The sequence below is a fragment of the Aeromonas sp. FDAARGOS 1407 genome (assembly GCF_019048725.1).
Classification (GTDB): domain Bacteria; phylum Pseudomonadota; class Gammaproteobacteria; order Enterobacterales; family Aeromonadaceae; genus Aeromonas; species Aeromonas enteropelogenes.
This window is the reverse complement of the sequence record NZ_CP077399.1, coordinates 1,333,115-1,355,547: the sequence shown is the minus strand read 5'-3', so window position 1 is coordinate 1,355,547 and position 22,433 is coordinate 1,333,115. Positions and strand designations below refer to the sequence as shown.

21 protein-coding genes are annotated in these 22,433 nt (G+C 60.7%); 9 read left to right on the top strand and 12 right to left on the bottom strand.

Features of this window, described 5'->3' with window-relative positions; all coding sequences use genetic code 11:
- Positions 1-189 precede the first annotated feature (189 nt).
- Positions 190-771, bottom strand: coding sequence for a 1,6-anhydro-N-acetylmuramyl-L-alanine amidase AmpD (gene ampD, locus I6L37_RS06630; RefSeq protein ID WP_216993572.1), 582 nt, complete (start codon positions 769-771; stop codon positions 190-192).
- Between the two features lie 23 nt (positions 772-794).
- Here ampD and I6L37_RS06625 point away from each other — a divergent pair, with 23 nt between their 5' ends.
- The 9 genes from I6L37_RS06625 (at position 795) to yacG (ending at position 8,641) form a co-directional block, all read left to right on the top strand.
- A complete protein-coding gene (locus I6L37_RS06625; RefSeq protein ID WP_042025097.1) occupies positions 795-1,265 on the top strand; it encodes a TIGR02281 family clan AA aspartic protease in 471 nt (156 codons plus the stop codon).
- Between the two features lie 3 nt (positions 1,266-1,268).
- Positions 1,269-2,126, top strand: coding sequence for a carboxylating nicotinate-nucleotide diphosphorylase (gene nadC / locus I6L37_RS06620; protein ID WP_216993571.1), 858 nt, complete (start codon positions 1,269-1,271; stop codon positions 2,124-2,126).
- A gap of 386 nt (positions 2,127-2,512) precedes the next feature.
- On the top strand, positions 2,513-2,938 hold the full coding sequence (tapA, locus tag I6L37_RS06615) for a type IVa pilus major pilin TapA (protein ID WP_124238858.1): 426 nt from the start codon (positions 2,513-2,515) through the stop codon (positions 2,936-2,938).
- Positions 2,939-2,947: 9 nt separating this feature from the next.
- Positions 2,948-4,654, top strand: a complete 1,707-nt coding sequence (tapB, locus tag I6L37_RS06610; RefSeq protein WP_216993570.1) for a PilB family type IVa pilus assembly ATPase TapB — start codon at positions 2,948-2,950, stop codon at positions 4,652-4,654.
- Between the two features lie 221 nt (positions 4,655-4,875).
- The gene (locus tag I6L37_RS06605) at positions 4,876-6,117 is read left to right on the top strand and encodes a type II secretion system F family protein (RefSeq protein WP_201980459.1); all 1,242 of its coding nucleotides are present in this window, start codon (positions 4,876-4,878) and stop codon (positions 6,115-6,117) included.
- Between the two features lie 66 nt (positions 6,118-6,183).
- Positions 6,184-7,059 carry an A24 family peptidase gene (locus tag I6L37_RS06600; RefSeq protein WP_216993569.1) on the top strand — a complete coding sequence of 292 codons (876 nt, stop codon included), beginning with the start codon at positions 6,184-6,186 and terminating at the stop codon, positions 7,057-7,059.
- Positions 7,060-7,062: 3 nt separating this feature from the next.
- Entirely contained in the window at positions 7,063-7,677 is a 615-nt protein-coding gene (gene coaE / locus I6L37_RS06595) for a dephospho-CoA kinase (RefSeq protein ID WP_216993568.1), read from the top strand.
- 37 nt (positions 7,678-7,714) lie between these two features.
- Positions 7,715-8,437, top strand: a complete 723-nt coding sequence (gene zapD / locus I6L37_RS06590) for a cell division protein ZapD (protein WP_201980463.1) — start codon at positions 7,715-7,717, stop codon at positions 8,435-8,437.
- 9 nt (positions 8,438-8,446) lie between these two features.
- Entirely contained in the window at positions 8,447-8,641 is a 195-nt protein-coding gene (gene yacG / locus I6L37_RS06585) for a DNA gyrase inhibitor YacG (protein ID WP_026457308.1), read from the top strand.
- A 62-nt stretch (positions 8,642-8,703) separates the two neighbouring features.
- On the opposite strand, the gene mutT is transcribed toward yacG, so the two are convergent.
- From mutT to murD, 11 genes are all read right to left on the bottom strand, one after another.
- Positions 8,704-9,099 carry an 8-oxo-dGTP diphosphatase MutT gene (gene mutT / locus I6L37_RS06580; RefSeq protein WP_216993567.1) on the bottom strand — a complete coding sequence of 132 codons (396 nt, stop codon included), beginning with the start codon at positions 9,097-9,099 and terminating at the stop codon, positions 8,704-8,706.
- Between the two features lie 90 nt (positions 9,100-9,189).
- Positions 9,190-11,910 carry a preprotein translocase subunit SecA gene (secA, locus tag I6L37_RS06575; RefSeq protein ID WP_124238853.1) on the bottom strand — a complete coding sequence of 907 codons (2,721 nt, stop codon included), beginning with the start codon at positions 11,908-11,910 and terminating at the stop codon, positions 9,190-9,192.
- A gap of 59 nt (positions 11,911-11,969) precedes the next feature.
- On the bottom strand, positions 11,970-12,875 hold the full coding sequence (locus tag I6L37_RS06570; RefSeq protein ID WP_042025086.1) for a M23 family metallopeptidase: 906 nt from the start codon (positions 12,873-12,875) through the stop codon (positions 11,970-11,972).
- A gap of 140 nt (positions 12,876-13,015) precedes the next feature.
- On the bottom strand, positions 13,016-13,939 hold the full coding sequence (lpxC, locus tag I6L37_RS06565) for a UDP-3-O-acyl-N-acetylglucosamine deacetylase (protein WP_026456701.1): 924 nt from the start codon (positions 13,937-13,939) through the stop codon (positions 13,016-13,018).
- A 99-nt stretch (positions 13,940-14,038) separates the two neighbouring features.
- Entirely contained in the window at positions 14,039-15,190 is a 1,152-nt protein-coding gene (ftsZ, locus tag I6L37_RS06560; protein WP_026456700.1) for a cell division protein FtsZ, read from the bottom strand.
- Positions 15,191-15,229: 39 nt separating this feature from the next.
- A complete protein-coding gene (gene ftsA / locus I6L37_RS06555) occupies positions 15,230-16,489 on the bottom strand; it encodes a cell division protein FtsA (protein ID WP_026456699.1) in 1,260 nt (419 codons plus the stop codon).
- On the bottom strand, positions 16,470-17,222 hold the full coding sequence (locus tag I6L37_RS06550; RefSeq protein ID WP_216993566.1) for a cell division protein FtsQ/DivIB: 753 nt from the start codon (positions 17,220-17,222) through the stop codon (positions 16,470-16,472). Before I6L37_RS06550 ends, ftsA begins: the two co-directional genes overlap by 20 nt.
- A gap of 98 nt (positions 17,223-17,320) precedes the next feature.
- Positions 17,321-18,775, bottom strand: coding sequence for a UDP-N-acetylmuramate--L-alanine ligase (gene murC / locus I6L37_RS06545; RefSeq protein ID WP_201980467.1), 1,455 nt, complete (start codon positions 18,773-18,775; stop codon positions 17,321-17,323).
- 111 nt (positions 18,776-18,886) lie between these two features.
- Complete coding sequence (murG, locus tag I6L37_RS06540; RefSeq protein ID WP_216993565.1) at positions 18,887-19,969, bottom strand: undecaprenyldiphospho-muramoylpentapeptide beta-N-acetylglucosaminyltransferase; 1,083 nt, start codon at positions 19,967-19,969, stop codon at positions 18,887-18,889.
- Positions 19,969-21,150: a cell division protein FtsW gene (gene ftsW / locus I6L37_RS06535; RefSeq protein WP_042025080.1), complete on the bottom strand. Its 1,182-nt coding sequence runs from the start codon at positions 21,148-21,150 to the stop codon at positions 19,969-19,971. Before ftsW ends, murG begins: the two co-directional genes overlap by 1 nt.
- Positions 21,147-22,430 carry a UDP-N-acetylmuramoyl-L-alanine--D-glutamate ligase gene (murD, locus tag I6L37_RS06530; RefSeq protein WP_216993564.1) on the bottom strand — a complete coding sequence of 428 codons (1,284 nt, stop codon included), beginning with the start codon at positions 22,428-22,430 and terminating at the stop codon, positions 21,147-21,149. Before murD ends, ftsW begins: the two co-directional genes overlap by 4 nt.
- Positions 22,431-22,433: the final 3 nt, after the last annotated feature.

Sequence of the window (22,433 nt, the reverse complement as noted above, 5' to 3'; positions counted from 1 at the left end):
CCAAAAGATGATCTGAATCAAGAATGAAAGGCACCACTTAAGGGGTAAATTGGCGCAAACATGATTTAGCTCATAGAAAATGGTCTTACCAATATTCTTGAGATAGCTCACAAATAACATTTGGATAACCAGCAATAAAAATGGCCTACCACATTGGCAAGCCATTGATTTAAAAAGGCAAAGTGAATTTTAATTTTTACAGGAAACGTTGAGTTTCTGGCGAAAATCCTGCCATTGGAAGCTGTCCCCCGGATCCGTCTTGCGCCCCGGTGCGATATCGCAATGACCCACAATTTTTTCCAGAGTGATGGCCGGATAATGGTCACAGATGGCCCGAGCGAGCCCAATCAGCACTGCATATTGCGCCTCCGTGTAGGGAAGCTCATCCGTCCCTTCCAGCTCGATACCGATGGAGAAGTCGTTGCATGCTTCCCTTCCCTGCCAGCTGGATACTCCCGCATGCCAGGCGCGGGCACCGAACGGCACATACTGCACCAGTTCACCATCGCGGCGGATCAGGCAGTGGGCCGAAACCCGTAGCTGATGGATGTCGGCAAAATAGGGATGAGCCCCGGGATCCAGCCTGCCCATAAAGAGATCGTCGATAAAGGGGCCGCCAAACTCGCCAGGGGGCAGGCTGATGCCGTGCACCACCAGCAGGGAGATATCGTCCGGTACGGGGCGCTCGTTGTGATGGGGGGACGGAACCCGGCGTGCCTCCCGGCACCAGCCGGCGGCGTCGATGGAAAAATGTGTGTTAGGCTGGGTCATCTTTGGCTCGATATGGATGAGGTATGCAGCAAACGGCGCGCTGGTTCTGGTTACTGGCCTGGCTCTCTCTGATGGGTCTGCTGACCCTCTACTTCCACTCCCGCTCCCAGCCGAGCGTCACCGCCAGCGGCGAACTGCTGCTAAGGGCCGACCAGAGCGGACACTATCGTCTGGAGGGTGCCATCAACGGTCAGCCGGTGCAACTGCTGCTCGACACCGGCGCCACCCGCATAACCGTGCCGCTGCCGGTCGCCGAACGGCTGGGACTGCCCGCCCATGGCAGCAGCCAGGTCAACACGGCGGCCGGGATGATCCGGGTCGGCAACGGCACCATCGAAACGCTGGCGATGGGCCCTTTGACCTTGTACGATCTGGCCATCTTCATCAATCCGGCGGCAGAGGGAGACGAGGTGCTGGTAGGCATGAATGCCCTCGGTCGGCTGGAGCTGGTTCAAAAGGAGCGGCAGTTGCTGCTCAGACCCTTGCAGGAATAAGGCATGTTTCAACAGGATGTCAGCCGCGCCGTGCGCGCCGCACTACTCGAAGATCTGGGCGATGCCCTCACCACGCTGGACCAGCCGGATGCCAGCGCCGATATCACGGCCCAGCTAATCCCCGCCGATCGCATCTCCAGCGCCCGGGTCATCACCCGCGAGGCCGGCGTCTTCTGCGGCCAGCCCTGGGTGGATGAAGTCTTTACCCAGCTCGGCGGTGAGGTGAAGGTGGAGTGGCTGGTACAAGATGGCGAGCACCTCTCCCCCAATCAGGAGCTGTTTCGCCTCCATGGTCCGGCCCGCCTGCTGCTGACTGGCGAGCGCAATGCCCTCAACTTTGTGCAGACCCTCTCCGGCGTCGCCACCCTCACCGCCCGTTATGTGGCCGAGCTGGAAGAGACCGGTTGCCGCCTGCTCGACACTCGCAAGACCATTCCCGGCTTGCGCAGTGCCCAGAAGTACGCCGTCACTTGCGGCGGCGGCAAGAACCACCGCATCGGCCTCTTCGACGCCTACCTCATCAAGGAGAACCATATCCTCGCCTGTGGCGGCATCGCCGGCGCCATCCAGGAGGCCCGCCGCCTCAATCCGGACAAACCGGTGGAGGTCGAGGTCGAATCCCTGACCGAACTGGAGCAGGCACTGACCGCCGGTGCCGATATCGTGATGCTGGACAACTTCGGCCTGACCATGATGCGCGAAGCGGTCGCCATCAATCAGGGGCGCGCCAAGCTGGAGGTCTCCGGCAACGTCACCCTGGAGACCTTGGCCGAGTTTGCCGCGACCGGAGTGGACTATATCTCGGTGGGCGCGCTGACCAAGCATGTGCGGGCGCTGGATCTCTCCATGCGCTTTATCTAAACGGATTGTGACCGTTTCGGCTACGCCACCCGAATGTCTGGCAGATACCATCACCTCTATAGGTAATGGCTTGATAAGGCAGCTAAAACAGACTCATTGAGAGGCCCGTCAACATAACCGCCCCCTCGACTTGCAAAAGGCGCCCTCGGCGCCTTTTCTTTATATGTCGTACCAGCAACAAGAGAAGGGGGAGGCAATTAAGCAGAAACGGGTCAGTTTTCGCTCTTTTTTCACCCAAATAGAGGATTGGATCAAAAACTTTAATGACGGGCCTGCGCACTTGTTGCCAACGCCATTCGCTCAGATAAGATATTGACGTGTGGTTAGTTTTCCACCGTCACTTCCCAGGAACAATGGATAAAAGGACATTTCCTATGAAAAGCAAAATGAAGAAACAGTCAGGCTTTACCCTTATCGAATTGATGATCGTGGTCGCGATCGTCGCCATCTTGGCTGCAGTAGCACTGCCGGCTTATCAGACTTACACCAAAAAAGCGAAATTTACTGAAGTAGTTGCAGCTACTGGTGCCTATAAAACCGCAATTGAAATTTGTGCTCAAACAACAGGTGCAGCCTCAGGGGCGCTGAGCACCTGTGATGCAGGATCTAATGGTGTACCCTCCAACCTTACAGCCGGAACAGGAGAGGTTAAAAGTGTTGAGGTCAGTGATACAACCAACGCGATAACTGCAACCGGTAAAGAAGCTACTTTTGGTACTGGTATGACATATATCTTGACACCGAATGTTGAAGCGGATGGCAAAGTAACATGGGCTACATCTGGTGCCTGCAAGACAAGTGGCATCTGCTAAAGCTAACGCATGACCTCTAGCCCCCATAGCGGCCTGGCGATAAGCCTGGCCGCCTCTTCGTTGATCAGCGAAGAGGATTCCCAGCGCTACCTGAGTCAGGCCAAGGCCCAGCGCAAACCCTTCGTGGCGTTTCTGGTGGAAAACCAGATCCTCGACAGCAAGGCGTTGGCCGATTTCTGCGAGCTGGAGTATGGGGTACCTCTGCTGGATCTTGCCGCCTTCGACCTGGCCGAGATCCCGCAGAAGTACCTCAATCAGAAGCTGATTGAGAAACATCATGTGCTGCCCATCTACACCCAGGGCCACACCCTCTATATCGCCATGTCGGATCCGACCAATGTGTCGGCACTGGAAGATTTCGGCTTCAGCTTCGGGCTCCATACCGAGGCGCTGCTGGTGGAAGAAAACAAGCTCACCACCGCCATCGGCAAGCTGCTGGAAAACGAAACCGATGTCCTCGGCATGGAGGATATCGACGAATCTGAAATCTCGGATCTCGAGGTCTCTGACGAGGGCAGTCGCCTCGACGAGAGCGTCAACACCACGGACGATGACGCCCCCATCGTCAAGTACATCAACAAGATCCTGATGGATGCCATCAAGCGCGGCGCCTCCGACCTGCACTTCGAGCCCTATGAGCAGAAGTACCGCATCCGCTTTCGCATTGACGGCATCCTGCACGAAATTGCCACACCACCGGTCAATCTGGCCAACCGCTTCTCGGCCCGCCTCAAGGTGATGGCACGGCTCGATATCGCCGAACGGCGCCTGCCCCAGGATGGCCGCATCAAGCTGAAGCTGTCACGCAACAAGTCGATGGACATGCGAGTCAACACCCTGCCCACCATGTGGGGAGAGAAGATCGTTATCCGTCTGCTGGACTCCTCGGCGGCGCGGCTCAATATCGAGCAGCTCGGCTTTGACGATCGGCAGAAAGCGCAATACCTGCGCGCCCTCTCCAAGCCCCAGGGGATGATACTGGTGACCGGCCCCACCGGCTCGGGCAAGACGGTCTCGCTTTACACTGGCCTCAACATTCTCAACACCACAGAGGTGAATATCTCTACCGCCGAGGATCCGGTGGAGATCAACCTGCCCGGCGTCAACCAGGTGCAGGTCAATCCCAAGGCAGGCCTCACCTTCGCCAGCGCACTGCGCTCCTTCCTGCGTCAGGATCCTGATGTGGTGATGGTCGGGGAAATACGGGACTTGGAAACCGCCGAGATCGCCATCAAGGCGGCGCAAACCGGCCACCTGGTACTCTCCACCCTGCATACCAACTCGGCGGCCGAGACCCTGACCCGGATGATGAACATGGGGGTGCCCGCCTTCAACATCGCCTCCTCGGTGACCCTGATCATGGCCCAGCGGCTGGCCCGCAAGCTGTGCGATCACTGCAAGGCGCCCGAAGTGGTGCCTGAAGCCGAGTTGCTGGAGCTGGGCTTTACCCCGCAGCAACTGGCGGCGGGGCTGAGGCTGTTCAAGCCGATAGGTTGCAAGGAGTGCTCGGGCGGCTACAAGGGACGGGTCGGCATCTACGAAATCATGCTGATGTCGGAAAATATCGCAAAATTGATCATGCAGGGAGCCAACTCGCTGCAGATCGCCGCCATCGCCCAGAAAGAGGGGATGCGGACCCTGCGCACCTCCGGGTTGGAAAAGGCACGCCTGGGTGTCACCAGTCTGGCGGAAGTGAACCGGGTCACCACCAACTGACTAAGTGATGCCCCTCTACGGACAATGTCGGATCGTGCCGCAACGCCTTCTGGAAGCTGGCAACATAAATACGGGATGCCAGAGAGCAAATCGGGCTGGCGCCAAGATGGCCCCCCATCGAATCAGTATCCCGCTGGCAAGTGCCAACCGGGAACCTTGACCAGGTCAATGGCGAAGAGGTACGACACCCCATACGCCCGACCCAATTGCAGGATGCAGTGATGGCAACGCTAACCAACAAGAATAATGCCCCCAAGAAAGTCTTCGCGTTTCGCTGGAGCGGGGTTAACCGCAAGGGCCAGAAAGTTTCTGGCGAACTCCAGGCCGACAGCATCAATACCGTCAAGGCCGAGCTGCGCAAGCAGGGGGTCAATGTCACCAAGGTGACCAAGAAATCCCAGGGGCTGTTCTCCAAAGGCGGCGCCAAGATCAAGCCGATGGATATCGCCATCGTCTCGCGCCAGATCACCACCATGCTCTCCGCCGGTGTACCGCTGGTGCAGAGCCTGCAGATCATCGCCCGCAGCCATGAAAAAGCCTCGATGCGCGAGCTGATGGGGATCGTCGCCGCCGATGTGGAGACTGGCACCCCCATGTCGGAGGCGCTGCGCCGCCATCCCCGCTACTTTGATGCCCTCTACTGCGACCTAGTGGAGGCGGGCGAGCAGTCCGGCGCGCTGGAGACCATCTACGATCGCATCGCCACCTATCGGGAAAAGTCGGAAGCGCTCAAGTCCAAGATCAAGAAGGCGATGTTCTACCCCACCATGGTCATCCTGGTGGCCATCGTCGTCACCTCCATCCTGCTGCTGTTCGTCATCCCCCAGTTCGAGGACATCTTCAAGAGCTTCGGCGCCGAGCTGCCCATCTTCACCCAGTTCGTCATCGGCATCTCCCGCTTCATGCAGAACTGGTGGTATGTCTTCTTCGGCGGAGCGGCGCTCGCCATCTTCCTCTACGTCCGCGCCTGGCGCGCCTCTCAAAAGGTAAGAGACAACACCGACAAGTTTGTGCTGACCATCCCGGTGGTCGGCATGATATTGCACAAGGCGGCCATGGCCCGCTTTGCCCGCACCCTCTCGACCACCTTCTCAGCCGGTATCCCACTGGTGGATGCACTCATCTCGGCGGCGGGGGCCTCCGGCAACTATGTCTATCGCACCGCAGTCATGGCCATTCGTAACGAGGTAGTAGCGGGCATGCAAATCAACGTGGCGATGCGCACCGTGGATCTCTTCCCCGACATGGTGATCCAGATGGTGATGATCGGCGAGGAGTCAGGCGCCATCGATGATATGCTCTCCAAGGTCGCCACCATCTTCGAACAGGAGGTGGATGATCTGGTGGATGGCCTCACCAGCCTGCTGGAACCCCTCATCATGGTGGTGCTCGGGGTGCTGGTCGGCGGCATGGTGATCGCCATGTACCTGCCCATCTTCAAGCTTGGCGATGTCGTGGGTTGATTCATGAGGGCATGCCGGCCAAGGCCGCCCATGCCCTTTCCTTCATTTGATGACTGACGGTTGGTTATGACACTTCTTATCGAGCTGGCGCACGGCTTGCCCTGGCTCTATCTCTCCCTGGTTTTTCTCTTCTCTCTGATGATCGGCAGCTTCCTCAACGTGGTGATCCACCGCCTCCCCATCATGTTGGAGCGGGAGTGGCAGGCCGAGTATCACGGCTACTTCGAGACACAAACGCCAAACAACGAGTCGGCTGAACGCTACAACCTGATGGTGCCGCGTTCTGCCTGCCCCCACTGCGGCCATGCCATCACGGCCGTCGAGAATATCCCGCTCCTGAGCTGGCTCTGGCTCAGGGGTCGCTGCCGGGAGTGCCAAGCCCCCATCTCGGCCCGTTATCCCCTAGTGGAATTGCTGACTGCCCTGCTCTCGGTGGCGGTAGCCACGACCCTGACCCCGGGCTGGGGGGTATTGGCAGCCCTGCTGCTGACCTGGGTGCTGGTGGCGCTCACTTTTATCGATCTGGACAAGATGCTGCTGCCCGACCAGCTTACCCTGCCGCTGCTGTGGGGCGGGTTGCTGTTCAATCTGCTGGGTGGCTTTGTACCACTGGCCGACGCGGTGGTCGGGGCCATGGCCGGCTATCTGGTGCTGTGGAGCCTCTACTGGGCTTTCAAGCTGCTGACCGGCAAGGAGGGGATGGGTTATGGCGACTTCAAGCTACTGGCGGCACTCGGTGCCTGGCTGGGCTGGCAGTCGCTGCCCATCATACTGCTGCTCTCCTCCCTGGTGGGCGCCATCATTGGCATCACGCTGATCGCGCTGCGCAAGCACCATCAGGGCAACCCCATCCCCTTTGGCCCCTATCTGGCCATCGCGGGCTGGATCGCCCTGCTGTGGGGCGATACCATCACCCGCTGGTATCTCGAAATGGTGCTCTGACCCATGTATGTAGTCGCAATCACCGGCGGAATTGGCAGCGGCAAGACCACGGTGGCCAACCAGTTTGCCGAGCTCGGCATCGACGTGATCGATGCTGACGTCATCGCCCGCGAGGTAGTGGAACCGGGCACCCCGGCCCTTGCCGCCATCGCCGCCCACTTTGGCCCGGATGTCATCGCCTCCGATGGCCGGCTCGATCGCCGCCAGCTGCGGGAGCGGGTGTTCAGCGAACCCGATGCCAAGGCCTGGCTCAATGCCCTGCTTCACCCCCTCATCCGCAGCGAGATGCAGCGCCAGTGCGCAGCCGCCCGCTCCCCCTATTGCCTGCTGGTGGTTCCCCTGCTGGTGGAGAACAGGCTCACCGGGCTCGCAGACCGGGTGCTGGTGATCGACGTGGACGAAGCGACCCAGATCGCACGCACTTGTCGCCGGGATGGAGTGAACCCGGAGCAGGCCAAGGCCATTCTGGCAGCTCAGGCCAGCCGGGATGAACGTCTCGCGGTCGCCGACGACATCCTCGACAACCGGGTAGAGGACAAAATGGCAATCAGAACGCAAATTTTGGCCCTGCACCAAACATATCTGGCGTTTGCCTCTCAACAAGCCCGGCAACTGTGAGTACACTAGGCCGGTTTATGGCTGGCCAGGATTAGGCATGATTTACGATTTTCCCCTCAATGAAAAAAGCCGGACTTATCTGCGTCTGGAATCCCTGTTTTCCCAGATCCACGACAATCTGGAGAGTGACCAGTCCTGGGCACATATCGCCTTTTTCAAGGGGCTGTTCGATCTGCAGGAGTTGCTTGAGCGCGGCGATCTGCGGGCCGATCTTATCAAGGATCTGGAGCGCCTCAGCCAGCGTCTGAGCCACTGGGCCAACTTACCTGACGTGGATCTGGAGCAGGTCAAGCTGATGCAGCAGGAGTGCAGCCAGCTCTCCCGCAGCCTGCTGAACGCCCCCCGCCCCGGTGCCCGTCTGAAAGAAGATCGCCTGCTCGGCTCCATCCGCCAGCGTTTCTCCATTCCGGGCGGCCTGTGCGCCTTCGACGTGCCGCAGCTGCACCACTGGCTCGCCACACCTGCCATCAGCCGTCATCAGCAGATGCAGGGCTGGCTCAGCGACATCACCCTGATGATGAATGCCATCTCCCTGCTGCTGCGCCTGTGGCGCGAGTCAGGCTGCTTCAGCGATCAGGTGGCCACCAACGGCTTCTTCCAGGACACCGCCGAGAGCGCCGAGCTGATCCGCATCCGTCTGGCGGACAACCTGCTCTGCTACCCGACCCTGAGCGGTCACAAGAATCGCTTCGCCCTGCGTTTTCTGCCCACCACAGAGCAGCAGATTGGCGATGTACCGTTCCAACTCGCCTGCTGCTAAGGAGTGCTCATGGTCACCAAGGTCAAGTGCCCTACCTGTAACAGTGAAGTGGAATGGGGCCCACAGAGCCCCTTTCGCCCCTTCTGCAGCAAGCGCTGCCAGCTGATCGATCTCGGCGAATGGGCCGATGAAGAGAAGCGCATTCCGGGGGAGACAAACCCGGACCTGTTGCCAGATCCGGAAGAGGGCGACCGCTGGCTGTAAGCAGCATCCGCCAAGATACAAAAAAGGGCCTGAAGGCCCTTTTTCATTTCCGGATCAGAGGATCAGCCCTGCAGGCGCGCCACTATGGGGCCATTGGCATCGGGGAAGTGATAGTTGTGCAGCTCGGCCACCGGCACCCAGAGACACTCCTGCCCCTCTTTGCCGAACGGCTCACCGCTAAAGCGCGTCACCTTCCAGATATCCAGCAACACCTGCTTCTCGGGATAGTCGTGGTGCAGTTCCATGAAGGGGGAGCAATCCTGCACCCGGATGCCGATCTCCTCCCACAGCTCCCTGTCCAGGGCGGTGAGCAAGTCTTCACCCGACTCCACCTTGCCACCAGGAAATTCCCAGCGATCCCCCTGATGGCGGTCGGAAGATCGCTTGGCGATGAAGATCTCGCCCCGCTCGTTCTCGATGACGCCCACCGCCACCCAGATCCGTTTTTTCTGTTTCATCTCGGTTACCTCGTCAGATACGGCCACTGCGCGTTCCTCATCAATAACAAGGCGGGCACTGGGCCCGCCTTGTAATGGCATCGCGCGTTATCAGGTCAACTGACCGTGACAGTGCTTGTACTTCTTGCCGGAGCCACAGGGGCAGGGATCGTTGCGACCTACTTTCTGCTCGTCCCGCACGAAGGTGGTGTGGCCCTCGTCGGAGGCTGCCTCTTCACCCGCCAGCTGGTTCTCGGCACTGGCATGGGTGTAGGTGCGGGGGGCAGCTTCAGCCTGCTGGCGCTGCTGGGCCTCCATCGCCTCCACGTCGCGCTCCTGCACCTGAACCCGGCTCAGGATGCTGACCACGTCGCGCTTGAGGGTTTCCAGCATCTGGGTGAACAGATCGAAGGATTCGCGCTTGTACTCCTGCTTGGGGTTCTTCTGGGCGTAACCGCGCAGATGGATGCCCTGACGCAGGTGATCCATGGCCGCCAGGTGCTCCTTCCACAGGCCATCCAGGGTCTGCAGCATCACGGCCTTCTCGAAGTTGCGCAGCACCGCGGTGCCGACCAGCTCTTCCTTGTGGGCGTAGAGCTTGCGAGCCTCGTCCAGAATGCGCTCGCGCAGCTTCTCTTCGTAGAGTTTGTCGTCTTCTTCCAGCCACTTGACCAGTGGCAGGTCGAGGGAGAAGTCACCCTTGAGGCGCGCTTCCAGGCCGGCCACGTCCCACATCTCTTCCAGAGACTGGGGCGGAATATATTCGTCGATCACGTTGTTGTAGACGTCATCGCGGATCACGTGGATGGTCTCGGAGATGTCATCGGTATCCAGCAGCTCGTTGCGCTGCTCGTAGACCACCTTGCGCTGGTCGTTGGCCACATCGTCAAACTCGAGCAGGCTCTTGCGGATGTCGAAGTTACGACCTTCCACCTTGCGCTGGGCGTTCTCGATGGCCTTGGTCACCCAGGGGTGCTCGATGGCTTCGCCCTGCTCCATGCCCAGCTTCTTCATCATGCCGGTCACGCGATCGGAGGCGAAGATCCGCATCAGGGTATCTTCCATGGAGAGATAGAAGCGGGAGGAGCCCGGGTCACCCTGACGACCGGAACGGCCGCGCAGCTGGTTGTCGATACGGCGGGACTCGTGGCGCTCGGTGCCGATGATGTGCAGACCGCCAGCGGCCAGTACCGCGTCGTGACGCGCCTGCCAGGCTGCCTTGATCTCACGGATCTGTTCATCGGTCGGGTTCTCCAGCGCGGCGATCTCCGCCTGCCAGTTGCCACCCAGCACGATGTCGGTACCACGACCAGCCATGTTGGTGGCGATGGTCACGGCGCCGGACTGGCCAGCCTGGGCGACGATCTCCGCCTCCATGGCGTGGAACTTGGCGTTCAGCACCTTGTGCGGGATCTTCTCCTTGGTCAGGATGCCGGAGAGCAGCTCGGAGTTCTCGATGGAGACGGTACCAACCAGCACAGGCTGGCCCCGTTCGACGCAACCACGGATGTCGTCGATGATGGCGGCGTATTTCTCATTGGCGGTCAGGTAGACCAGATCGCCCATGTCTTTGCGCACCATCGGCTTGTTGGTCGGGATTACCACGGTATCCAGGCCATAAATCTGCTGGAATTCAAAGGCTTCGGTATCAGCGGTACCCGTCATGCCCGCCAGCTTGTTGTAGAGGCGGAAGTAGTTCTGGAAGGTGATGGAGGCCAGGGTCTGGTTCTCGTTCTGGATCTTGACCCCTTCCTTCGCCTCGACGGCCTGGTGCAGGCCGTCGGACCAGCGACGACCCGGCATGGTACGGCCGGTATGCTCGTCGACGATGACGATCTCGTCCTTCTGGACGATGTAATCCACGTTGCGCTCAAACAGGGTGTGGGCACGCAGACCGGCGTTGACGTGGTGCAGCAGGCTGATGTTGGAGGCGGAGAACAGGGAGTCGTTTTCGTCGAGCAGCCCCTCTTTCTTGAGCAGCTCTTCCACGAAGATCTGGCCGTTCTCGGTCAGCAGCGCCTGGCGGTTCTTCTCGTCCACCGTATAGTGGCCGTCGCCTGTGTACTCTTCGGTGTCTTCCTTGTCCTGCTTGACCAGCAGCGGGATCAGCTTGTTGACGCGGATGTAGAGTTCGGAGCTGTCTTCGGCCGGGCCTGAGATGATCAGCGGGGTACGGGCTTCATCGATGAGCACGGAGTCCACTTCGTCCACCAGGGCGTAGTTGAGCGGACGCTGCACGCGCTGTTCCGGCGAGAAGGCCATGTTGTCGCGCAGGTAGTCGAAACCGAATTCGTTGTTGGTACCGTAGGTGATGTCGGCGGCGTAGGCATCGCGCTTCTGGGATGCATCCATGCCCGGTACGTTGCAATCCACCGTCATGCCGAGGAAGGTGAACAGCGGGCGGTTCGCCTCGGCGTCACGCTTGGCCAGATAGTCGTTCACCGTCACCACGTGTACGCCGCGACCGGAGAGCGCGTTCAGATAAGCCGGCAGGGTGGCGGTCAGGGTTTTACCTTCACCCGTCTTCATTTCGGCGATGCGGTTGGAGTTCAGCACCATGCCGCCGATCAGCTGTACGTCGAAGTGGCGCATGCCAAATACCCGCTTGGAGGCTTCGCGCACGGTGGCGAACGCTTCCGGCAACAGCTGCTCCAGGGTCTCGCCCTGCTCCAGACGCTGACGGTACTCGGCGGTCTTTGCCTGCAGTTCGGCGTCGGACAGCGCCTCGAACTGCGGCTCCATCGCATTGATCTGTTTTACAATTTTGCGCAAAGCCTTGAGCGTTCTGTCGTTCCGGCTGCCGATAATCTTGGTAAGCAGTGTGCTAATCATGGGTACCAACTATTTCTGGTTATAAAAGCGTTCCGTCACTGGAACCTGAAGAAAAAAACCTAACCCCGGCTGGCACTCAGAAAGCGTGCGGGGTTGACCTGACGACCGTCTTTCAACACTTCGTAATGCAGATGGACGCCGGTCGCGCGACCGGTACGCCCCATCAAGGCAATCTTCTGACCCTGATCGACCAGGGTACCAACTTCGACCAGCAACTTGGAGTTGTGGGCATAGCGGGTCACCAGGCCATTGCCGTGGTTGATCTCCACCATATTGCCAAACTCCGGATGACGACCGGCCCATCTCACCACCCCCGGGCCCGTGGCCAGGATGGGGGTGCCCACCTTGCCACGATAATCCACCCCTTTGTGCATCTTGGCCCGACCGTTGAACGGGTCGACCCGTCCTCCGAAGCCGGACGACACCCAGACCCGCTCCTGCTGGACCGGCGTACCGGAGATGAAACCGGCATCAGTGATATGGTGATTCATGATGAAAGATTCAAGTACCGACAGCTGCTCTTCACGACTGCTGAGCTGCTGGCTGAGATGCTTCATGGAGTCCTGCAGCTCGTTGAGGCTGACTTCCAGATCTTCATCGTAGGAAGGCCCGCCCATGGGGGGCAGCTCCTTGAAATTGAACTCCTCGGGATCGAGGTCTGCCTGCTCGGTCAGACGTTCACCGAGGGCATTGAGACGCCCCAGCTGCCCCTGCATGGTGCCCACCTGAGCCGCCAGCATGGCAAGTTGTTCACGGGCTTCGTCGCCACTCTGTTTGGCGGATTGCTGCTCGGCCATGGCCAGCGCCAGTTCCAGCGCGTCCATTTTCTGCTGCCAGCTCTGCCAGAGCCAGCCGCCACCAAGGGCCAACAGGGAGAAAATGATACCGCCGACCCAGGCCAGACGCTGTTTGGGTACGTGCAACTTGCGTCGCTGCTTGCCGTGGAGGATCAGGGTAATGCTCATAGAAATCTGTCTGCTCGGTCAGGTACGGTCCAGGGACTGCACGGGAAATAAAACCGGGAGATAATCGGTATTGAAGGATGGAATAAACAAATGACGGAACGTCGGTGCGGAGAGAGGACCGACGTTCCGTTGCACAGCTATCAGGCCAGAACCAGACCGTTGTCGTAGTAAGCGATAGGCGCTTTGTCGCCCTCGCCTTCAAAGGTCACCAGTTCCCAGGCCTCCTGCTCGGCCAGCAAGGCACGCAGCAGCTTGTTGTTCAGGGCATGGCCGGTCTTGTAGGCACGGAATTCGCCGATGATGCTGCGGTTGCACATGTAGAGGTCACCGATCGCATCCAGCATCTTGTGCTTGACGAATTCGTCCTCGTAGCGCAGACCATCTTCGTTCAGCACCCGGTAGTCATCCAGTACCACGGCGTTTTCTAGGCTTCCGCCCAGCGCCAGGTTCTGGGAACGCAGGTACTCGATATCACGCATGAACCCGAAAGTACGGGCACGGCTGATCTCTTTCACGAAGGAGGCACCGGAGAAGTCCAGTACGCAACGCTGGTTGCGCCCTTCAAACACCGGATGCTGGAAATCGATCTCGAGATCCATCTTGAAGCCGTTGCGATAGGGGTGGAATTCCGCCCACTTGTCGCCGTCTTCAACCCGGATGCTCTTCTTGATCCGCACAAACTGCTTGGCCGCATTCTGTTCACGGACCCCGACTTCCTGCAACAGGTAGATAAAGGGGTGTGCACTGCCGTCCATCACCGGGATCTCGGGTGCGTCAACCTCGACGTAGAGGTTGTCGATCCCCATCCCGGCAAGGGCTGCGGAGAGGTGCTCAATGGTAGAGACACGAACACCGGCTTCGTTGACCAGTGCGGTACAGAGCACGGTATCGCGCACCTGATCGGCATTGGCTGGCAGCTCCACCACAGGATTCAGGTCGGTACGCAAGTAAACGATCCCTGTGTTCACAGGAGCCGGACGGAATGTCATGGTGACTTTCCGGCCAGAATGCAGGCCGACGCCAGTCGCCTGTACACTCGTTTTCAAGGTTCTTTGTCTAATCATGGGTGTACCCTAAACAGCTTAAAATCCGGACCAGATGGTCGTTGGCAGGCCATCTTAGCACATTCCTTAAGCAACAAACAAACCAGCCCCATAAGAGGCTTAGTCAGCCTGCTTGCGCAGGAACGCCGGAATATCCAGATAATCCGGTTCGCGACGAGCCTGCGGTTCGGCGTTGACCACCTTGGCCGGAGCCTCTTCCATCACGCGGCCCTGCATCATGTCGCTGACCAGCGGCTGGCGCACCGGGCGCTCTTGCACCTGGCTGCTCTTGACCAAGGTGATGTCCGGCTTGCGCTCGGCACCGATACCGGTCGCAACCACGGTCACACGTAGCTCGTCGTGCATTTCCGGATCGATTACGGTACCCACCACCACGGTGGCGTTCTCGGAGGCGAAGGCCTTGACCGCATTACCCACGGTCTCGAACTCTTCGATGGTCATGTCCATGCCGGCGGTGATGTTGACCAGGATGCCACGGGCACCGGCCAGATCCACGTCTTCCAGCAGCGGGCTGGAGATGGCTTTCTCTGCCGCTTCTTCGGCACGATCGTCACCGGAGGCGGAACCGGTACCCATCATGGCAGTACCCATTTCGCGCATAACGGTACGCACGTCCGCGAAGTCGACGTTGATCAGACCCGGACGGGTGATCAGCTCGGCGATGCCCTGTACCGCGCCCAGCAGCACGTCGTTGGCAGCCTTGAAGGCGTCCAGCAGGGAGATACCGCGGCCCAGCACTTTCAGCAACTTGTCGTTGGGGATGGTGATCAGGGAGTCGACATTCTTGGACAGCTCTTCGATACCATGCTGGGCAAAGCCCATCCGCTTCTTCCCTTCGAAGGAGAACGGCTTGGTCACCACTGCCACGGTCAGGATGCCCATCTCGCGGGCCACTTCGGCCACGATCGGCGCAGCACCGGTACCGGTACCGCCGCCCATGCCGGCTGCGATGAAGACCATGTCGGAACCGGTCAGCAGCTCACGCAGCGCTTCCCTGTCTTCCATGGCGGCGTCACGGCCCACTTCCGGGTTGGCGCCAGCGCCAAGACCCTTGGTGATGCCACCGCCGATCTGCAGGGTGGTGTTGGCACTGGAGTTGCGCAGTGCCTGGGCGTCGGTGTTCACCGTGATGAACTCTACGCCCTCGATGTTCTGACGCACCATGTGCTCGACGGCGTTGCCACCGCCGCCACCGACACCGATCACCTTGATGACGGCTTCGTCAGTATGGCTATCCATGAATTCAAACATATCGTCTCTCCGCTTTATTTGCTGACTTCAGCAAAATTCTTAGAACTCGCCACGCAGCCAGTTGCTGACCCGTTTGACCAGACCACCGACACTTGCCTTGGCGGCATATTCTTTGTTGCTACCTGTCGCCTGATGAGTACGGCCGTACTGCAACAACCCGACCGCAGTCGAGTAGACAGGCGCCTGCACGTAATCGCTCAAACCACGTATATTCATGGGCTCACCCACCCGGACCTGGCACTGGAAGATCTGCTCTGCGCACTCCACCACGCCTTCGATCTGGGCCGCACCACCGGTCAGAACCACACCGGCAGCCAGTTGATGCTTGACCCCTTGCGCTTTCAATTCGCTTTGTACCCGCACCAGCTCGTCATTCACCATGGAGAGCAACTCGGTGTAACGGGGTTCGATCACTTCAGCCAGTGTCTGCCGCTGCAGGCTGCGCGCCGGACGGCCGCCGACACTGGGTACTTCAATATTGTCTTCCTTGCTGACCAGTCGGCCGAGGGCGCAGCCGTAGCGCACCTTGATCGCCTCGGCGTCCAGCGGCGGTGTGCCGAAGGCGTAAGCGATGTCGCTGGTGACAGTGCTGCCGGCATACGGAATCACCTTGGTGTGACGCAGGGCACCGCCGGTAAACAGCGACATGTCCATGGTGCCACCGCCGATGTCCACCACGCAGACACCCAGCTCCTTCTCGTCTTCGGTCAGCACCGCATAGCTGGAGGCCAGGGCGGAGAAGATCAGCTGATCTACCCGCAGACCTACCTTCTCCACGCATTTTTCGATGTTGCGCGCCATGTCGTTGTGGCAGGTCACCAGATGGACCTTGGCCGCCATCCGCACGCCGGAGAGACCGACCGGGTTCTTGATCCCTTCCTGGTAATCGATGGCGAACTCCTGGGGCAGCACGTGCAGCACCCGCAGCTCGTCAGACAGACGTACCGATTTGGCGGTGTGGATCACGTTGTCCACATCCTCCTGGGTCACCTCCTCGTCGGAGATAGGCACCATGCCGGTCTCGTTGCGACAATCGATATGCTTGCCGGACAGACCGAGGTAAACCGAGCTGATCTGGCAGTCGGCCATCATCTCGGCCTCTTCCACGGCACGACGCAGAGACTTGACCACGGAGTCGAGATCGTTGACCCCGCCCTTCTCCATGCCGCGGGATGCGTGACTGCCCATGCCGATGACGTTCAGTTCGCCATCCGGCAATACTTCCCCGACCAGAACCGCCACCTTGGTAGTGCCGATATCCAGTCCGACAATCAAATTCCTATCTGCGGTGTTGGTCATGCACTTTCTCTTCGCTCTTCTTCCAGCCAACCGCCATTCCGGTGTCGTATCGAAGATCCACGTACGCAACCTGCGAACGGGGTTCGATCACCGGGAAGGCATCGATAAACCGCTGCAACCGGAGCGCGATGTCGTTGCGTCCGAGGAACAGCTTGATATTGCCATCCAGGGTCAGTTCCCAGGCATGGCGGGGAGTCAGATTCACTCCCAGCAACTTGTATCCTTTGGCAGCCAGTTGCGACTCGTACTGCTGGCTCTCTTTCAATACCCGAGCCGCCTGGTCATCCGGTCCTGATAGCTGCATCAGCGCTACCTTGACCCGATCCGGAGCACTGAACACCTTGCCCTGGGTATTGACGAAGCGGTTGCCATTCCAGCGCGCCGCCACATCTTCTTCGGTGAGGTAGACCTTGATCTTGTTCGGCCACTTCTTGCGGACCGACACCGAGGCCACCCACGGCAGGGCATTCAGACGCCCCTGCAATTCGTTCACATCCAGCTCGAAGAAGTTGCGCGACTCGGCACCATCCAGCACGGCCTGCCGCAACTCCTCTGTCTGCAAATACTGATGTTGCCCCTGCAGCAACAACTCGCTCATGGGCAACCGATTGGCGTCAGTCAGCCAACCTTTAACATCCAGCGCCGTCCGGTAGCAGCCCCATATCACCAGCAGGAAAAACGCCACTCCTGCGATGAAGCCACCCTTGGTGCGCCCCTGTGCCCTTGACTCCACCCGATCGATCCCCGTGTAACGCGCTAAACCGGCCTTTTGGCAGACCGGTTCGCCATTATATAGGCCCCGGCTTGGCGGTCAAAATACTCATTGGGCCCTCAAGCACCAGATTTCATGCTCTCTATGCTCAATTTCATCTCACCGAGACGACGGGCCAGGGCACCGACGTTACCGGCTCCCTGGGTCAGCACCAGATCCCCCTCGCCAACCAGGTCGGCCAGCACCGCTGGCACGTCATCCGGCGTGGCCACAAAGATGGGTTCCAGGTTGCCGCGAGAGCGGATGGAGCGACACAGGGCACGACCATCGGCACCGGGGATCGGCTCCTCGCCAGCAGCATAAACCTCCAGCATCACCAGCACATCGACCTTGGAGAGCACATCGGCAAAGTCTTCGTAGAGATCGCGGGTGCGGGTATAGCGGTGTGGCTGGAACACCATCACCAGTCGCTTCTCGGGCCAGCCGGCACGAGCCGCGTTGATGGTCACCTTCACTTCGCTCGGATGGTGACCGTAATCGTCCACCAGCATGGCCTTGCCACGACCGGTCTCGAACTCGCCATATTGCTGGAAGCGGCGGCCCACCCCCTCGAACTTGGCCAGCGCCCGGATGATGGCCTCGTCGCTCACCCCGTCCTCGGTCGCGACAGCTATCGCCGCCGCCGCGTTCAGGGCGTTGTGGATCCCCGGCAGATTGAGGGTGACTTGCAGCTCGCCCGCCTCTTTGCGACGAACCCGGAAGCAGCTGTGATTGGTGGTCTGGACAAAATCCAGCACCTGGACGTCGGCATCGTCCGACAGGCCATAGGTCAGGGTCGGACGGGCAATCTCCGGCAGCAGGCCGCGGATCACCGGATCATCGATGCAAACCACCGCCAGTCCGTAGAAAGGCAGGTTGTGGAGAAACTCGATGAAGGTGGCCTTCAGCTTGGCGAAGTCGCCGCCGTAGGTGTCCATGTGATCCGCTTCAATGTTGGTCACGATGGACACCATGGGTTGCAGATGCAGGAAGGAGGCGTCGCTCTCGTCCGCTTCGGCGATCAGGTAACGGCTGCTGCCCAGGCGTGCATTGGTACCGGCACTGTTGAGCAGGCCGCCGATGACGAAGGTCGGATCCCGGTCTGCCTCGGCATAGATGCTCGCTACCAGGCTGGTGGTGGTGGTTTTGCCGTGGGTACCGGCGATGGCGATGCCATGACGGAAACGCATCAGCTCGGCCAGCATCTCGGCACGACGCACGACGGGGATGCGCAGCTCACGAGCCGCCAGCAGCTCGGGGTTGTCCTGCTTGATGGCGGTAGAAACCACCACCACGCTCGCTCCGGCGACGTGCTCGGCACTGTGGCCGACGAAGATGTGGGCACCCAGCGACGCCAGTCGTTCGGTCACTGCATTGCGTGCCAGGTCGGAACCCGTGACCTGATAGCCCTCATTGGCCAGCACCTCGGCAATCCCCCCCATGCCGGCCCCACCGATGCCGATGAAGTGGATGCGACGCACGCGGCGCATTTCGGGGATAACGGTACGCAGTTTTGCCAGTTCAACCTTGGTCATAATCGTCTCTTTATTCTGCCGCAAGCCACTTGCATTCACCGGCAACCCGCCCGGCGGCATCGCTATATTCGGGGATCGCACGGCACGACTCGGTCCGTGCAATCTTGTTCATCACGCTGGCTCGCCCTGCTTGGTGGCGAGCCGTTTGCATTCATCCGCAACCCGCTCTGCCGCATCGATGATGGCGACGCGACGGGCGGCCTGGGCCATGTTAAACAGGGTTTCCCTGCGCCCGGCCAGCCAGGAGAGGCGCGCAGCCAGCGAGGCCGTGGTCAGCTCGGACTGGGGCAGGAATTCAGCCGCACCGCCGTCGACCAGGGTCAGGGCGTTGCGGGTCTGGTGATCGTCCACCGCATGGGGCAGCGGCACGAAAATGGCGGCTACACCGGCGGCGGCCACTTCGGAGACGGTCAGGGCCCCCGCCCGGCAGACCACCAGGTCGGCCCAGGCATAGGCACCCGCCATGTCCTTGATAAATTCACTCACTTCGGCCGCAACGCCCTGCTTGGCGTAGGCTTCGGCCACGGCCTCCCGATTGCCCTTGCCACATTGATGGCGCACCGCAATGGGGATACCGGCAGCCGCCACCGCGGCAGGCACTTGCTCGTTCAGCACCCGGGCCCCCAGGCTGCCACCAACCACCAGCAGGTGCAGCGGTTCGCTGTCACTGCGCAGTTCGGGCTCCGGCAGCGCCACCACTTCGGGACGCACCGGATTGCCAACAACGGCAGTGCGATGGCTCGGCGCAAAAGCCCCGGGGAAGGCCATCAACACCCGTTTGGCAATGCGGGCCAGCAGCTTGTTGGTCATGCCGGCCGCAGCATTCTGCTCGTGCAGCAGCAGCGGGATGCCGGCGAGCCAGGCGGCAACGCCACCCGGGCCGGAGGCAAAACCGCCCATGCCGAGCACCACGTCAGGGCGCACCGTCTTGAGCACCCGGCGCGCCTGCAGGATGGATTTGATGATGCGATAGGGCGCCACCAGCAGCCGCTTGATGCCGTTGCCACGCACCCCCTGAATATCGATGAAGGAGATGGGGTAGCCATGGGCGGGCACCAGCTCGGCCTCCATCCGGTCGGCGGTACCGAGCCAGTGGATAGTCCAGCCCTGCTCCTTCAATCGATCGGCCACGGCCAGACCGGGGAACACATGGCCCCCGGTACCACCTGCCATCACCAACAGCGTTTTGCTCACTAAACCTCCCGCACGCGCGCCTGGGCAGTCGCCTGGCGCAATTCAAAATCGATTCGGATCAGCATGCTCACCGCCACCGTCATGATGATGAGACTGGAGCCGCCGTAACTGACCAGCGGCAGGGTCAACCCCTTGGTCGGCATCATGCCGCTGGCGGCGCCGACGTTGACGAAGGTCTGGAAGCTGAACCAGATACCGATGCCGATGGCCAGATAGCCGTCATAGAGGCGGTCGGCCTGCAGGGCGCGATGGCCTAGCTTGAGCGCCTTGACCGCCAGGGCAAAGATGAGGAACAGGGCACCCAGCACGCCGATATAGCCCAACTCTTCACCCAGAATCGCAAACACGAAGTCGGTGTGGGCCTCCGGCAGGTACTCCATCTTCTGGATGGAGTTGCCGAGCCCCTCGCCGAACCAGCTGCCACGGCCAAACGCCATCAGGGACTGGGTCAGCTGGTAGCCGCTGCCGAACGGATCGGCCCAGGGGTCCATGAAAGAGGTCACCCGGCGCATCCGGTAGGGCTCGACGATGATCAGCAGGATCACGCCCCCCAGACCGCCGCCAATCAGGATCATGAACTGCCACAACTTGGCGCCGGCCAGAAACAGCATGCCGAACGAGGTGACGAACATCACTACGGTGGAGCCCAGATCCGGCTGCAACAGCAACAGGATGGCCAGCACCCCGAACACCGCCAGCGGTTTCAAGAAGCCGAGCCAAGCCTCGCGCACTTCGTTCTGGCGACGCACCAGGTAGCCCGCCAGATAGACGAACAGCGCCAGCTTGCCGAATTCGGCAGGCTGCAGGTTGAACGGTCCGAGCGGCAGCCAGCGCACCGCCCCGTTGACGTTGCGCCCCACCAGCAGCACCAGCACCAGCAACAGGATGGCCAGCAACAGCATGGGACCGTTGTGCTGTTGCCAGCGCGCCATGGGCACCTGCAACACAAACCAGGAGATACCGAGCGCCATCACCAGGAACATGCCGTGACGCTTGACGAACATGAAGGGATCATCGCCCAGGGCAATCCCCTCCGGGATCGAGGCGGAGGCCACGATCACCACCCCGACCGCCATCAGCGACAGCGCCAGCAGTACCAGCTGCCGGTCGTAGAGACCGGCGGGTCGCGCCGGCAACAACCAGCGCTGGAACAGGCCTGCGACTGCGCGAAGGGCGTTCATAGGGCCATCACCATTTCGGTGAAGCGGTCGCCACGCACTTCGAAGGATTTGAACTGATCCAAGCTGGCGCAGGCTGGCGCCAGCAGCACCCAGTCGCCGGGCCTGGCATCGGCGGCCGCTTTGGCGACGGCGGCGTCAAGGTCCGCCACTCGCTCGGTCTGCTCACCCAGGGCCAGCAGCACCTCGGCATCCTGGCCGAAGCAGTACATGTGATCAATCTGGTTGCCAAGCAGCGCCTGGATGGGGCCGAAATCCTGCCCCTTGCCCTGGCCACCGGCCAGCAGCAGCAGACGCCCTTTTACGGACTCACGCACGCCGGCCACGGCGGCCAGGGTCGCCCCCACGTTGGTGGCCTTGGAGTCGTTGATCCAGCGCACGCCCCCCACCTCGCGCACGAAGCGGGCACGGTGCGGCAAGCCTTCGAAGCGGCGCAGCACGGCGAGCTGGGCATCGCGGGGGATGCCGACCGCATCGCACAGGGCCATGGCGGCCAGCGCGTTGGCCTGGTTGTGGGCACCGACGATCTTCATCTCGTCGACCGCCAGCAGGGGATCGCCATGGAGGGTGAGCCACTGACGGCCATCAAGCAGGCAGCGGCCGTAGCCGTTGCAGTCGAGGCCGAAACTCTGCCACACCTGACCCACATCGGGCAGAGTCTGGGCATCGTCACGGTTGACCAGAATGTGTTGGGAGTGCTGATGGATCTCCATCTTGGCGGCGCGATAGTCGGCCATCCCCTGATAGCGATCCATATGATCTTCGGAGAGGTTGAGCACCACGGAGGCCGCGGCGCGCAGGCTGTAGGTGGTCTCCAGCTGGAAGCTGGAGAGCTCCAGTACGCAGAGATCCATCGGTTGCTTGAGCAGCTCCAGTGCCGGTGTGCCGATATTGCCGCCCACACCGACCTTGAGCCCGGCCTCGGCGATCATCTCGCCCACCAGGGTAGTCACCGTGCTCTTGCCGTTGGAACCGGTGATGGCGATCACCGGCACTTCGGTGTCGCGCACGAACAGCTCGATGTCGCCGATGATCTGCACGCCGCACTCGGCAGCGGCTTTCAGCTCGGGAGTCGCCAGCGCGATGCCCGGACTCGCCACTATCATGTGCGCCTGCTTGAGCAACTCTGCATCGAGCCCCTGGACCAGCTCCACCTCGGGCGGCAGCTGATCCTTGCCCGGCGGGTTGGCGCGGGTGTCCATCACCAGCGGCGTGACGCCACGACCGAGGAAGTAATCGACGCAGGAGAGTCCGGTTTTACCCAATCCGATGATGATGACCATGGC